The organism is Erythrobacter sp., assembly GCF_030066995.1.
Lineage (GTDB): Bacteria > Pseudomonadota > Alphaproteobacteria > Sphingomonadales > Sphingomonadaceae > Erythrobacter.
Window position 1 is genome coordinate 96068 of sequence record NZ_JASJAP010000004.1, and the last position, 14690, is coordinate 110757.

Sequence of the window (14690 nt, forward strand, 5' to 3'; positions counted from 1 at the left end):
CTCAGCCGACTACAACAAGAGTGATTCATGAAAACCTGCCTTATCGTTGACGATTCGCGCGTGATCCGAAAAGTGTCGAGGCATATACTCGAGACGCTTGGCTTCTCGGTGGATGAGGCGGAAAACGGGCAGGAGGGCCTAGAGGCTTGCGACAAGTCTATGCCCGATGTCGTTTTGCTCGACTGGAACATGCCCGTGATGACCGGAATAGAGTTCATCATTCAACTGCGCAAACGCCCCGGCGGCGACACGCCCAAAGTCGTCTTCTGCACCACGGAGAACGACGTCGCGCACATCCGCGAGGCAATCTCTGCTGGGGCGGATGAGTATGTGATGAAACCTTTCGATCACGAAACGCTACAGATCAAGCTTCAGCTCGTAGGCTTCGCGTGAACGCGCAACTGCCCGCCTCTCGATCCGAGATGAGCGAACGGATGCGCGGAAAGCTGCGTACGCCGGGCGACGATACGCCATCACAAGCCGAGGCCGCCATCCGGGTAATGATCGTCGACGATTCGCTGACTGTGCGCACCATCTTTAAACGTATGGTCGAGAGCGACGCTTCGATGAAAGTGACTGCGACCGCCAGCAGCGCAGAGCGCGCGATCGCCGAGCTCAAAAGCGTCCCAGCGGATGTTATCCTGCTTGATCTTGAAATGCCGGGCATGGGCGGGCTGGAGGCCTTGCCAGAAATACTTAAGCGCGCGGCGGGCGGTCAGGTCCTCGTCGTCTCCTCGCTCACGCAGGACGGCGCGGAACACACCGTCTCCGCGCTATCGATGGGCGCAGCGGACACCATGCTCAAGCCACGTCCAGGTGGGTTCAACGAAGACTATCGCGCGCAATTGCTCGGCAAGATCCGCGCTCTTGGCGGTGCCAAAGGCGACGTGCGGGCCGACAGCGCAAGGGCACGCGCGCCCGATGCAACGACCATCGAGAAGGACAAGGCGCAATTCTCCCGCCCGCCCGAAATCGTCGCCATCGGTGCCTCGACCGGCGGTATTCACGCGCTCAACATCCTTTTGCGCGGCCTGACGCCAGACTTTTATTGCCCCATCCTGATCACCCAGCATCTTCCTTCGACGTTTATTCCCGTGTTCGCGCGGCAGGTCGAAATGGCCTGCGCTCGCCCTGCCGTGATTGCCGAAGACGGGACGGAGATTCGCCGAGGCCAAGTTGTCATCGCAACAGGCCACGGGCACATGATCGTGACCCGTCGCGGCAACAAGTTGGTAACCCGCACGTCCTGCGAACCCGCGCGCAGCGGATGCCTGCCGTCAGTCGATCCCATGTTTGCAAGCCTTGCGCAGTCCTGCGGCAACCGGGTCCTGGCGCTGGTCCTCTCCGGGATGGGTCGCGATGGTCTCGAAGGCGCGCGCGCGCTCGTCGATGCAGGTTCGACCGTTTTCGCGCAGGATGCGGAAACCAGCGCAGTGTGGGGCATGCCTGGCGCGGTGGCCAAGGCCGGCCTCGCCAGCCTGATCGCGCGCCCAGAAGAATTGCGTGAGCGTATGCTCGGCGCTGTGCAAGGCGTGGTCGCCTCGGAGCGCGGTTGAGGCCTTCGCGGATATGGACGCGCACTACGCCTCGCACCAGGTCATCGCCGATCTTCTCGCCGAGCACACCGGACAGCACTTGACCGAAAGCCGGCGCTGGCGCGTCAGCAGCGCGCTGGCTGGCGTCTTTCGCGAGCGCGGTATCAGCAATGTCGATCAATTGGTGTGTCTGCTCGAAGGGCAGAGCACCGCTCGTGATAAGCGCGAACTCTCGCAACAAATCGTCGAGGCGTTGCTCAACAACGAGACCTACTTTTTTCGCGACAAGCCGACTTTTGACCAATTGCCAGAGCTTATCCTGCCCGACCTCGCGCGCAAGCGGGAAGATACGCGGCGCCTCTCGATCTGGTGCGCGGGCTGTTCAACCGGACAGGAAGCGCTCAGCGTCGCGATGATCCTCGCAGACAATGCCGAACGCTGGCACGGCTGGACGATTGACATATTGGGCACAGACATCTCCGCGACAGCAATCGCCTCAGCGCGCACGGGTCTCTACAGCCAGTTCGAAGTTCAGCGTGGCCTCGGCGTGATCGAAATGCTGCGACATTTCGACGAGACCCCCACTGGTTGGCAGATCAAGGATTCGACCCGCAAGATTACACGCTTCGAACGGCACAACGTCCTGAGCGAGCCGCCGGATAGAGCCCGCTTCGACCTCATCTTGTGCCGGAATGTGTTGCTCTATTTCGATCAGGAAACGCGTCAGAAGGCGTTCCAACGCCTTGCGGGCGCGATGCGAGGCGATGGATATCTGATGCTGGGCGCGGGCGAGACTGTTGTCGGACATACAACCGCGTTTGCCCCCACGCCCAACCGTACCAGCGTCTATGAGCCGAAGCCCGCTCCGCTGCACTCCAGTGTTGAACGCCGCGCGCTTGCCGGATGATCCTCCGCCGCGCGCGTCATGATCGACAGGCTCGATAACGCGCGCTTTACGCTTATTTAGTCCCTCATCCTTAGACCACTGCAATGGCGCAAATGGCAGCGCAAAGCTCAACAGAAACGCGCGGGTCGGGGATTTTTGGTGATCGATAAGAGCAAACCGCTGCGATTGACCCCGCTTGGTCTTGTCGGTGTGCCGCTCGCCACCATTACTTTCGCGCTCGCTCTGATCGCACTGGTCGTGATGGCCAGCGATCAGGTGGAGTTTCGCAGCCCCTCCTCCCTCTTGATCGCGAGCGCGTTGGTTTACGCCGCGACGATATTCTTTCTTGGACGCAGCGGCATTGCCAATGTGCGCGAGCTCGAAAGCCTGACGGTGACAGACCAACTCAGCCGGTTGCCTAATCGCCGATTGTTACACGAAGATATCGACGCGCTCTCGAACGGGGGCGAGGAAGTCGCCATCGCGCTTATCGATCTCGACAGCTTCAAACAGGTCAACGACCATTACGGACATACGGTGGGCGATCAGCTGATTAAGGCTTGCGCCGACGCGCTGCGCGAGGCGTGCGGCGCCGAAGCGCGGTGCTATCGCCTTGGCGGCGATGAATTCGCCGCGGTCATGGGCGGCGCGGCGGCGGGCACCATTCTGGAAGGCATTTGTAGGGGGCTACTGGAGCGGCTCGAAAGTCCCTTAAATATCGGTGATCGCCATATCTCTGTTGGCGCCAGCATTGGCCTTGCGCGCAGCACGGCCGATATCCGCTTGAGCTCATCGGAAATGCTGCGCCGAGGCGATGTGGCGATGTACATGTCGAAGCGCGGGGGGCGGATGCGCTGCACATGGTTCACCGAAGCCTTCGACCAGCGCCGCGAGGCTGTGCGCGAAATCGAGGATGAGCTGCGAGAGGCGCTCGCCAATCAGGAACTCGATCTGGCCTATCAGCCGCTCGTCGATGCGCAGGTCGGCAAGATCGTTGCCGTTGAAGCGCTGCTGCGCTGGACCCGCCCAAACGGCGAGGCTGTGAGCCCCAGCGTTTTCATTCCCGTCGCCGAGGAATCGGGCCTGATTAACCCGATCGGTCTGTGGGTGCTGCGCAAGGCTTTGTGCGACGCGGGCAGTTGGGGCGACATCAAGCTGTCCGTCAACATTTCCGCTGCCCAGCTGCGCAACCCGGAGTTCCCGATCAAGCTCGGCGAATTGCTGGAGGAAACAGGCTTCCCTCCCGAGCGGCTTGAACTCGAGATCACCGAGACTTGTCTTGTGCTCGATCCTGTCGTGGCCGAGCGCACGCTTGAAGTTATCCGTGGTTTCGGGGTGAACATCTCGCTCGACGACTTCGGCACTGGTTACGCCTCAATCGGCTTCTTGCGCCAGTTCCGCTTCGAGAAGCTCAAGCTGGACCGCAGCTTGGTCGTCCATGCTGGCGAGGATGATGGCAGCCGCGCCATGATGCTCTCCAGCATAGCAATGGCGCGCGCAATGAAGATGAGCGTGACCGCCGAAGGGGTCGAAACCGCCGAACAGGCCGACATGGTGCGCGTGGCGGGTGCCGACCAGTTACAGGGCTGGCTCTATTACAAGGCGATGCCGGGCTACGAAATCGATCGCCTGTACACCGCGCAGGTCAAAGACGAGATAACCGGTCTCGCAGGGGGAAAGGCGGCGTGAAGCGCTGGCCCCACGAAGAGACGCCTTCAGGAAAACGCGTTATTAACGATTTTCGTTCAGGACTTGCCCCTAAACTGAGAGCGCGGGGATCTCGCCCATGAACATGATGATGACGCCGGAGGAGCACAAGGAACGCTCTGCACCTACGTCCGTACAGATTGAGCCGAACGGACTTGAGGACTTTGGCCCCTCACGCGAACCTGAACCGGATGCGCACACGTCGGCCGCGTCAGGCTCAGCGTCGCTCTCGTGGTTTCGAAATCAGCGCATCGCGTCCAAGGTCAACACCATCTTTGCGGCCTTCACGGTGGTGGGCACGGCCATGCTGATGGTCCTAGCGTTCGGCATGAGCGAGGTGTGGACCCGCTATCACACGTCCGATGCCATTGAGCGTCTTATTACCGACACCAGCGAGTTCCGCGCCACCTTCGGTGAGGTGCGCTACGCAAATGCGACTTATCTGCCCGATCGCGAAACCGATCTTCTTGAGAAGCGAAGCGCGGCCCTTGCTCTGGCGCAATCGCAGCTTGACGATATGGAAACGGTTCTAACCGAGCGCGCTCCGCAATTCGCGCCGCGTGTCGAGCGATTGCGGCAGCAGCTCGATGACTATGAGACCAGCGTCGCGAGAGCTTTCGCCGAGTTCGAACGCAGCGGCGGTTCATCGCGCTCCGGTCGTCTTGACCCTGAGATCATCGCGAAGGGCGATGCCCTTTCGGCGTCATCACAGGAGTTTGCGGACGAACTGACCCGCTACACCGATACGCTGCGCGAGGACGGAATCGACTATTTCCTGATGGTCCTCACGGTCGTCGGAGTTTTCGCCGTGCTGACCGGTGTGATCCTCTTCACCGGGTTCGGGATTCTTTCGCGCGATCTCGCCACGAAAGTACGTCAAATTACTAACGGCATGACCAACCTTGCGAAGGGCGACCGCAACTTCGAGATCGAAGGCGACGACCGCAAAGACGAAATTGGGGAAATGTTGCGCGCTCTCAATATGTTCAAACGCGCCGGTCGGCAGCTTGAAAAATGGGCGCACGAGCGCTCCGAGCAGGCTGAGAAAGAAGCTCTTGAGCAGCGTGAGCGTGAGCGTGAGCGCAAGGAAGCCGAAGAGCGTCGCGTTGCCTTGATCGACGATGTTGCAAGTAGCTTTGAGCGCACGGTCGGCGATGTGGTCGGCATGGTCACCGCCGCATCGAGCGAGCTGCAAAGCACCGCGACGCGCATGGCCGCGACCGCAGAACAGGCCGCGGGGCGCACCACCGAACTGACCGAGAGCATGGCCGAGGCGAACGCCGGCGCAACATCAGCCGCCGCCGCGAGCGATGAATTCGCGCTTTCAATTGGCGAGATCAGTCGTCAAGCTGCCTCCTCCAGCGAATTGGCGCGCCTTGCCACCGACGCGACCAACGAAGCGGACACGACGATCTCGGCACTATCGGCCTCAGCCGAAGAAGTAGGCCAGATTGTCGAGCTTATTCAAACTATTGCGCAACGCACCAATCTGTTGGCGCTCAACGCTTCGATCGAGGCGGCGCGCGGCGGGGAGGCCGGACGTGGCTTCGCCGTGGTGGCCAGCGAGGTCAAGGAACTCGCGATGCAAACAAGCCGCGCAACGGAAAAAGTCGCTGACCAGATCCGCGCAATGCAGGATACGACCGGCGCAAGCGTGACCGCGCTGCGCTCCATCGCCGGGCAGGTCAAGGATCTGGAAAGCACCGCCGTCTCCATTGCGAGCGCGGTTGACCAGCAATCGGTCGCCGGGCAGGACCTGGCTCGCAGCATCGATCTTGCCGCGAGCGGCACGCAAAAAGTTGCGGGCCATATCGAGGACGTGCGCGAGCTTTCGTTATCGACCGGTGCAGCCGCCGGACAAGTGCTCACCAGCGCAACCGAGCTCGACCAACAGGCCTCGACGCTGAACGAACAGGTTCAAGTGTTCCTCAAGAAAGTCCGGGAGAGCTAAGGGAGGCAACGACGCTGGTGCCAGTATTCCGTGACGCAATCGCCAGATTTCGGGCGTGGTGAGGAAAGGCTAGGCTGCCAAGGCTGTCGGCATGGAAAGCCCACGGCGCGTTGTTCTTGGCATTCAATAACATCCCGAGGGGGTGTGTGAAATGTGCCTTCGGGTCACCGCGGAAGACGGGCGACAAGGGAAACTTACGACGCAAAATCGCAAACGCCCATTTCCATATCCACAGGCGGGATCGATATCATCGGCTCCCAGAGCATGGCCTGCCTCGGCGCCTGAGTGACACTGGGAGTGCCCGACCGCCGGCTGAAAGCGGCGGCGATTGATCGCACCGTTCATCACAGCAACTGAATGCTAACCCCCAAGCCTGCGCTGACCGTGGGATGGCACCGGCCTTGTCGCTATGCGACTGGCTCCGATGAAGACCTTCCTCGACCATCTGCCGGTCGTCCGATGCGTCACAACCCTGCAATTCGTGGCCAAACGCATCGCGGAGCTGTGCAGCCTCGACGCCAGGACGGAGCGGATACTGGCCGAGATTCGGCGTACGTGACGAAGATAATCTTCGCGACATTGGCTCGGTAGGCGCCTACAGAATGCTGCAGGGCTGCGGTTCGTGAGCCTGAACGCTTGGCTTGCCATGAAGCAACGCGCCAAGGTTGCGATTGGCGGGCGCTGAACGAGACCACCAGGCGATCTTTCCGCAAACGGATAGAAAAACCCACTCATGTATGCCTCACAACGTGTCGCCAAAAATAACCGCGCTCGGAGCGCTTCGTCAGCCGAAGAACACAGTCCGTAACGACCTCGTAGAGTGATCGGTGCGCGCAACGGCCAGCCCGTGGAAATTGCGGCCTTTTGGAGCGCGCCTCGCAACACATCGTGCGAAGTAAGATTGGAGCCACGGAAGAGGGGCGAGCCAATCGGCTGACCGCCCGATTAGTGCTGGCTGGTTTTCGGTGGTTGCGGGAGTTGGATTTGAACCAACGACCTTCAGGTTATGAGCCTGACGAGCTACCGGACTGCTCCATCCCGCGGCACCTAGCTTGAGCGTCAGAGGACCGAGGCCCTTTTAGACGTCAAAAGGGCCAACCCGGAGGTCAGCCCTTTGACAAGTGAATGGGTTTTTCCCGCGCAATCGCTGGCTGCAATGCCTGGCGGCGACCTACTCTTCCGTGCCTTAAGACACAGTACCATCGGCGCTATCTGGTTTCACGGCCGAGTTCGAGATGGGATCGGGTGGGTCACAGATGCTATGACCACCAAGCAATGAAGCCAGCGAAAGCGTGGGTCTAAATCGATGCTCTCTACAAGAGAGTGATTGCAAAGGGCGTATCTGGCTGGAGAACTCCTCCATCGCAGACGGACCTGTTCAGGCCTGTCATTGACAGTGCGAACTCTCAAGCGCGATCAGAACTATTAGGACCGGTTAGCTCCACGCATTACTGCGCTTCCACACCCGGCCTATCAACGTCATGGTCTATGACGGTTCGAAGATACCTAATCTTAAGGGAGGCTTCCCGCTTAGATGCTTTCAGCGGTTATCCCGTCCATGCATAGCTACCCTGCGGCACCCTTGGCAGGATGACAGGTACACCAGAGGCATGTTCACCCCGGTCCTCTCGTACTAGGGGCAACTCCTTTCAAGTATCGACGCCCACGGCAGATAGGGACCAAACTGTCTCGCGACGTTCTGAACCCAGCTCACGTACCACTTTAATTGGCGAACAGCCAAACCCTTGGGACCTGCTCCAGCCCCAGGATGTGATGAGCCGACATCGAGGTGCCAAACGATTCCGTCGATATGAGCTCTTGGGAATCATCAGCCTGTTATCCCCGGCGTACCTTTTATCCGTTGAGCGATGGCCCTTCCACGAGGGACCACCGGATCACTATGACCGACTTTCGTCTCTGCTCGATCTGTCGATCTCGCAGTCAGGCAGGCTTATGCCATTGCACTCTCGCAGCCGGTTTCCAACCGGCCTGAGCCTACCATCGCGCGCCTCCGTTACTCTTTAGGAGGCGACCGCCCCAGTCAAACTACCCGCCACAGAGGGTCCCACTACCGGATAACGGTAGTTGGTTAGACATCAGAAAACAGCAGGGTGGTATTTCACCTATGGCTCCACTTGGACTGGCGCCCAAGTTTCAAAGCCTCCCACCTATGCTACACAACTCTTTCCTAATGCCACTCTGAAGCTGCAGTAAAGGTGCACGGGGTCTTTCCGTCTAACCGCGGGTACTCCGCATCTTCACGGAGAATTCAATTTCGCTGAGCATATCCTGGAGACAGTGGGGAAGTCGTTACGCCATTCGTGCAGGTCGGAACTTACCCGACAAGGAATTTCGCTACCTTAGGACCGTTATAGTTACGGCCGCCGTTTACTTGGGCTTCAATTCGGAGCTTGCACTCCTCCTCTTAACCTTCAAGCACCGGGCAGGCGTCAGACCCTATACGTCGTCTTGAAGCCGACTTAGCAGAGTCCTGTGTTTTTGATAAACAGTCGCTACCCCCTGGCCTGTGCCCCCCGCTAAAAGTTGCCTTCTAACGGGGCCTCCTTCTTCCGAAGGTACGGAGGCAATTTGCCGAGTTCCTTCAGGATACTTCTCTCAAGCGCCTTGGTATACTCTACCTGACCACCTGTGTCGGTTTCGGGTACGGTCTATACGGTGGGGCTATTTCCTGGAACACCTTGGCTGCCTGCCCAATCCAATAAGGACAAACAACTTCCAGCATCCGTCACACACCACCAGGCCCACGAATATTTACGTGGTTCCCATCGACTACCCCCTTCGGGCTCGTCTTAGGGGCCGGCTAACCCTGCTCCGATTAGCGTTGAGCAGGAACCCTTGGTCTTTCGGCGAGAGGGCATCTCACCCTCTTTATCGCTACTCATGTCAGCATTCGCACTTCTGATATGTCCACCGTCGGTTACCCTTCGGCTTCATCCACTTACAGAACGCTCCGCTACCGCTGCAGTAAACTGCAACCCTAAGCTTCGGTGAATACCTTTAGTCCCGTTACATCTTCGCCGCAGGAACCCTTATTTAGACCAGTGAGCTGTTACGCTTTCTTTAAAGGATGGCTGCTTCTAAGCCAACCTCCTGGTTGTTTTGGGATTCCCACATGCTTTCGCACTTAGGTATTACTTGGGGACCTTAGCTGTAGGTTAGGGCTGTTTCCCTTTTGACGACGGACCTTAGCACCCGCCGTCTGTCTGCCATACAAGACTCGATGGTATTCGGAGTTTGGTTAGGTTTGGTACCGCTCGCGCAGCCCTAGCCCATCCAGTGCTCTACCCCCATCGGCATAAATATGACGCTCTACCTCAATAGATTTCGCGGAGAACCAGCTATTTCCCGGCTTGATTGGCCTTTCACCCCTAAACACAAGTCATCCGAGCATTTTTCAACATGCAACGGTTCGGTCCTCCAGTGCGTGTTACCGCACCTTCAACCTGCTCATGCCTAGATCGCCGGGGTTCGGGTCTAATCCATGATACTCAGTCGCCCTATTCAGACTCGCTTTCGCTTCGCCTACACCTAACGGCTTAAGCTCGCATCATAGATTAAGTCACTGACCCATTATGCAAGAGGTACGCTGTCACCCCCTATGGGGCTCCAACTGCTTGTAAGCATCCGGTTTCAGGTACTGTTTCACTCCCCTCATCGGGGTGCTTTTCACCTTTCCCTCACGGTACTGTGTTCGCTATCGGTCATGTACGAGTATTTAGGCTTGGAGGGTGGTCCCCCCATGTTCAGACAGGATTTCACGTGTCCCGCCCTACTCAAGTCCTTTTCTAGTCTTTTCTCATACGGGGCTGTCACCCGCTATGGCCACACTTTCCAGAGTGTTCTGATAATAATAGAAAAGGCACTGGCCTGGTCCCGGTTCGCTCGCCACTACTACGGGAATCTCGGTTGATGTCTTTTCCTCCAGGTACTGAGATGTTTCAGTTCCCCGGGTTTGCTTCACCAAAGCTATATATTCACTAAGGTGATACCTTATCCACCTCTCACCGATCGCCGAAAGGCAACCGATAAGAAATGGTGAAGGTGGGTTTCCCCATTCGGAAATCGCCGGATCAAAGCTTACTCACAGCTCCCCGACGCTTATCGCAGCGTGTCACGTCCTTCTTCGCCTGTACATGCCAAGGCATCCACCAAATGCTCTTACCTCACGCTTGAGAATCCACACCATCAACGACAGGCCTGCATAAAAGCCCGTGCGTCTTCGCGATGATGCGGAGGAATTATCTCAGCCAGATAATCAATTTGATTGATATGTGATGCATAGACTTAAGCGCTTGAGCGGGCCGGCTAGACCCTTTCAAACAATCTATGCGCCACGGCATCGATTTAAAAACCCATTCACAATGTCAAAGTTCGGCGGCAGATCCGCCTGACCGGCCCAGTGGAAAACCACGTACCGGATCTCTTTCGTTTCATCATCAGATCTGTTTCCAGCGCTCCTGCGGAGAACCGCTACGCTAGTGCCTGGTGGAGCCTATCGGGATCGAACCGATGACCCCCTGCTTGCAAAGCAGGTGCTCTCCCAGCTGAGCTAAGGCCCCTCACTTGGCGAACAGCCATCCTCGTAATGAGAGATGGTAGGTCCGAGTGGATTTGAACCACCGACCTCACCCTTATCAGGGGTGCGCTCTAACCAACTGAGCTACGGACCTGCACCACACGAACCGGCTCACCCTCTCTTGATAGAAAGCATGGCCGATTGCGGCGCGAGCCAGCTCAGGCAAACGCAACGCTCAAGAGCGTTAGCGTATCTGATTGATGAAAGGACATGAGGACGACGGCAATGTTCTTTGGAACTAACGAAGCTCTTCCGAAGGCTAGGCTCGGCGCTTTCGCTTGTATCCTTAGAAAGGAGGTGATCCAGCCGCAGGTTCCCCTACGGCTACCTTGTTACGACTTCACCCCAGTCGCTGATCCCACCGTGGCTGGCTGCCTCCTAAAAGGTTAGCGCACCATCTTCGGGTGAAACCAACTCCCATGGTGTGACGGGCGGTGTGTACAAGGCCTGGGAACGTATTCACCGCGGCATGCTGATCCGCGATTACTAGCGATTCCGCCTTCATGCTCTCGAGTTGCAGAGAACAATCCGAACTGAGACATCTTTTGGAGATTAGCTAACCCTCGCGGGATCGCTGCTCACTGTAGATGCCATTGTAGCACGTGTGTAGCCCAGCCTGTAAGGGCCATGAGGACTTGACGTCATCCCCACCTTCCTCCGGCTTATCACCGGCAGTTTCCTTAAAGTGCCCAACTAAATGATGGCAACTAAGGACGAGGGTTGCGCTCGTTGCGGGACTTAACCCAACATCTCACGACACGAGCTGACGACAGCCATGCAGCACCTGTCACTAGGTCCCCGAAGGGAAGGATTCTGTCTCCAGAAACCGTCCTAGGATGTCAAAGGCTGGTAAGGTTCTGCGCGTTGCTTCGAATTAAACCACATGCTCCACCGCTTGTGCAGGCCCCCGTCAATTCCTTTGAGTTTTAATCTTGCGACCGTACTCCCCAGGCGGATAACTTAATGCGTTAGCTGCGCCACCCAAGCTCTATGAGCCCGGACAGCTAGTTATCATCGTTTACGGCGTGGACTACCAGGGTATCTAATCCTGTTTGCTCCCCACGCTTTCGCACCTCAGCGTCAATAACTGTCCAGTGAGTCGCCTTCGCCACTGGTGTTCTTCCGAATATCTACGAATTTCACCTCTACACTCGGAATTCCACTCACCTCTCCAGTATTCTAGCCATCCAGTTTCAAGGGCAGTTCCGGGGTTGAGCCCCGGGATTTCACCCCTGACTTGAAAAGCCGCCTACGCGCGCTTTACGCCCAGTAATTCCGAACAACGCTAGCTCCCTCCGTATTACCGCGGCTGCTGGCACGGAGTTAGCCGGAGCTTATTCTCCAGGTACTGTCATTATCATCCCTGGTAAAAGAGCTTTACAACCCTAAGGCCTTCATCACTCACGCGGCATTGCTGGATCAGGCTTTCGCCCATTGTCCAATATTCCCCACTGCTGCCTCCCGTAGGAGTCTGGGCCGTGTCTCAGTCCCAGTGTGGCTGATCATCCTCTCAGACCAGCTATAGATCGTCGACTTGGTAGGCCATTACCCCACCAACTATCTAATCTAACGCGGGCCCATCTAAAGGCGATAAATCTTTGGTCCGAAGACATTATCCGGTATTAGCTCAAATTTCTCTGAGTTATTCCGAACCTAAAGGCAGGTTCCCACGCGTTACGCACCCGTGCGCCACTAACCCCGAAGGGTTCGTTCGACTTGCATGTGTTAGGCATGCCGCCAGCGTTCGTTCTGAGCCAGGATCAAACTCTCAAGTTTGTGTCACTCACCTATCAGCCACGGGCCGAAACCCGCCAGACCAACAAGCAAGAGCTTCAAGGAGCCGATACCTGCACTGTCAAACGTAATGGATACGAATGGACATGCATCATCACGATCCGCCTGTGGAGGCGAAAAGGATGTGGCAATCGGCTTAAGGTTAACCGGTGATCGCGCCCTTGAGGTGCGCGGACCGGGCGCCGTCGCCCACATGTCCCTTCATCAAAAACCAACAATGTCAAAGAGCCACCAGACACTAAAAGCGGACAGCCATTGCTTCCCCGATTTACACCGGGGGACCGGCTATCCGATTATGTTGGCGACCAACTCGGCAGGGCGGTAAAAACCGGCAGCGCCGCGTCGGTGAGAGGGCATATATGGATGGCCTTGAGTCGGGTCAACGCCTTTTTGCAATTTTATTTCAGCGTCGCGCACAAATCGCAGTTTTCTGCGGCTTTCCGAGCTTCGCTGAAGCTCCGATATACGCCTTCACCTTCTGATTTTCAACTGCGTTATCGCGCCCAGCGGCTCGACAGCGACCGATTCATCCGTTTCGGGCGTGAATCGGCGCAACCGACTCAATCAGATTCTTCACCATTTGCCGTTAACACCGCCCCTCTCATGGATGCGCATCCCCCACCCTACCCTTCAAGCGCCGAGGCTGGATTCAATCCTGTCCCACGTGAATCGGGGAAAGTTTCGTCGACGCCCGGCGACAGCTTCGCCGCGCGTGTGCGCAGCGCGCTTGCGTGGCGCTATGGCTCGCAGGTCGCGATGCAGCTCATCACCTGGACCTCGACCATCCTTGTCGTCCGCCTGCTCGAGCCCACCGATTACGGCCTGTTCGCGATGACGCAGGTGGTGGTCACCGCGCTGGCCTTTCTCAACGGGTCGAGCTTTGCCGTATCTTTGGTACAGACACCCCATGTTGACGAGCGCCGGATTGGGCAGGTCTTTGGCCTGCTGCTGATGTTCAACGGCGCCATGGCGATCGGCCAGTTCCTCTTTGCACCCTATGCAGCGGCCTATTTTCGCGAACCGCTGGTAGCCGATATGCTGCGCGTGCAGGCGCTCATCTTTCTGACGGTTCCGTTCTCATCGCTGCCCGCCGAGTTGCTCTCACGCCGCCTTGAGTTCCGCAAACAAGGTCAGGTGACCATGGTAACAGGCGTGGTGGGTGCGGTCGTCGCCTTGGCGCTTGCCTATTTTGGCTATGGGGTGTGGGCGCTCGTTTACGCGCCAATCTGCATGTTCGTAACACGCGCGATCGGGCTCTCCATCGCGGCGCGGTTGCAGATCAAGCCCATCTTCGATCCGCGCGGCGCATGGGATCTTGTGACCTATGGCGGCACTCTGACGCTGTGCCAGCTGTTCTGGATTGTCCAAAGCCAGAGCGACATCGTCATCGCTGGGCGGGTTCTGCCGACCTATGACCTCGGGCTGTACTCAGAGGCGCTGTTTCTGACCCTGATCGTAACCGCGCGATTTATCCCGCCGGTCAACGAAGTGGCGTTTGCGGCCTATTCCGAACTTCACCGCGAGGGCAAGCCGCTCGGGCCCTACTTCGTCAAAACCGCGCGCATGGTGATGATGATCGCCGCGCCGATTTATATTGGGCTTGCTCTAACCTGCGAGGCGGCGGTCCTGACCTTGTTTGGCGAGAAGTGGGCAGGCATCATTCCCATCGTCGGCGGCCTCACCCTCGTCATGCCCGCGCTGGCGCTGCAACTAATCTGTTCTCCGGTTACGAATGCGATGGGGCGCCCGCGCATCTACCTGTTCACCAGCGTCACAGGGGCGGTGCTGATGCCCACAGCGTTCCTGATCGGCATCACAAACAAGGGCGCTGGCGGCGAGAGTGCCGCGATGGGCCTCGTTCAGGCGTGGTGGGTCGCAGCGCCGCTCTTGTGCCTCATCACACTGATCGCAACACTGCCGCGCATCAAGGTCAACCCGCTCGACCTGCTGCGCGAACTAGCGCCGATTGCTCTGGCGTGCGCGGCCATGGCTCTCGCTGTGCTCGGCGTGCAGCGTTTTGCCGCGATCGGTGTACCGTGGCTCGACCTTGTCTGGAACGCGGCTGTGGGAGCGCTTGTCTATTTCAGCGCTTTCTGGCTGGTCTGGCCGCACACTGTAAAGGACGCGTGGCGCATGTTGCGCCCGGCCCCCGCAGCCTGACGACCCGCGCGAGCTTGATGGAACCGATTTGCGGCGCATTTGGGCCTCAGCCGCATGTCT

7 protein-coding genes, 3 tRNA genes and 3 rRNA genes are annotated in these 14690 nt (G+C 58.1%); 7 read left to right on the top strand and 6 right to left on the bottom strand.

Going from position 1 to position 14690, the window contains the following annotated elements; genetic code table 11:
- Nucleotides 1–27 precede the first annotated feature (27 nt).
- The 6 genes from QNI87_RS10590 to QNI87_RS10615 all read left to right on the top strand — a co-directional run bounded on the left by QNI87_RS10590 (nt 28) and on the right by QNI87_RS10615 (nt 6638).
- On the top strand, nt 28–393 hold the full coding sequence (locus tag QNI87_RS10590) for a response regulator (protein WP_300596256.1): 366 nt from the start codon (nt 28–30) through the stop codon (nt 391–393).
- Entirely contained in the window at nt 390–1556 is a 1167-nt protein-coding gene (cheB, locus tag QNI87_RS10595; protein ID WP_300596258.1) for a chemotaxis-specific protein-glutamate methyltransferase CheB, read from the top strand. Before QNI87_RS10590 ends, cheB begins: the two co-directional genes overlap by 4 nt.
- Before the next feature lie 13 nt (nt 1557–1569).
- On the top strand, nt 1570–2442 hold the full coding sequence (locus tag QNI87_RS10600; protein ID WP_300596260.1) for a protein-glutamate O-methyltransferase CheR: 873 nt from the start codon (nt 1570–1572) through the stop codon (nt 2440–2442).
- Nucleotides 2443–2580: 138 nt separating this feature from the next.
- Nucleotides 2581–4110, top strand: a complete 1530-nt coding sequence (locus QNI87_RS10605) for a bifunctional diguanylate cyclase/phosphodiesterase (protein WP_300596262.1) — start codon at nt 2581–2583, stop codon at nt 4108–4110.
- 97 nt (nt 4111–4207) lie between these two features.
- Nucleotides 4208–6079: a HAMP domain-containing methyl-accepting chemotaxis protein gene (locus tag QNI87_RS10610; RefSeq protein ID WP_300596264.1), complete on the top strand. Its 1872-nt coding sequence runs from the start codon at nt 4208–4210 to the stop codon at nt 6077–6079.
- Between the two features lie 409 nt (nt 6080–6488).
- Nucleotides 6489–6638, top strand: coding sequence for a hypothetical protein (locus QNI87_RS10615; protein WP_300596266.1), 150 nt, complete (start codon nt 6489–6491; stop codon nt 6636–6638).
- Between the two features lie 407 nt (nt 6639–7045).
- Here the strand turns inward: QNI87_RS10615 and QNI87_RS10620 are convergent.
- The 6 genes from QNI87_RS10620 to QNI87_RS10645 form a co-directional block, all read right to left on the bottom strand.
- A tRNA-Met gene (locus QNI87_RS10620) sits at nt 7046–7122 on the bottom strand.
- A 115-nt stretch (nt 7123–7237) separates the two neighbouring features.
- A 5S ribosomal RNA gene (gene rrf / locus QNI87_RS10625) occupies nt 7238–7352 on the bottom strand.
- 132 nt (nt 7353–7484) lie between these two features.
- Nucleotides 7485–10272 (bottom strand): 23S ribosomal RNA (locus tag QNI87_RS10630).
- A 311-nt stretch (nt 10273–10583) separates the two neighbouring features.
- Nucleotides 10584–10659, bottom strand: a tRNA-Ala gene (locus QNI87_RS10635).
- Between the two features lie 34 nt (nt 10660–10693).
- Nucleotides 10694–10770, bottom strand: a tRNA-Ile gene (locus tag QNI87_RS10640).
- A 196-nt stretch (nt 10771–10966) separates the two neighbouring features.
- Nucleotides 10967–12452, bottom strand: a 16S ribosomal RNA gene (locus QNI87_RS10645).
- Together the 16S, 23S and 5S rRNA genes with 3 tRNA genes alongside form the textbook arrangement of a ribosomal RNA operon.
- A gap of 621 nt (nt 12453–13073) precedes the next feature.
- Here QNI87_RS10645 and QNI87_RS10650 point away from each other — a divergent pair.
- Nucleotides 13074–14630, top strand: coding sequence for a lipopolysaccharide biosynthesis protein (locus tag QNI87_RS10650; RefSeq protein WP_300596268.1), 1557 nt, complete (start codon nt 13074–13076; stop codon nt 14628–14630).
- The last annotated feature ends 60 nt before the right edge of the window (nt 14631–14690 follow it).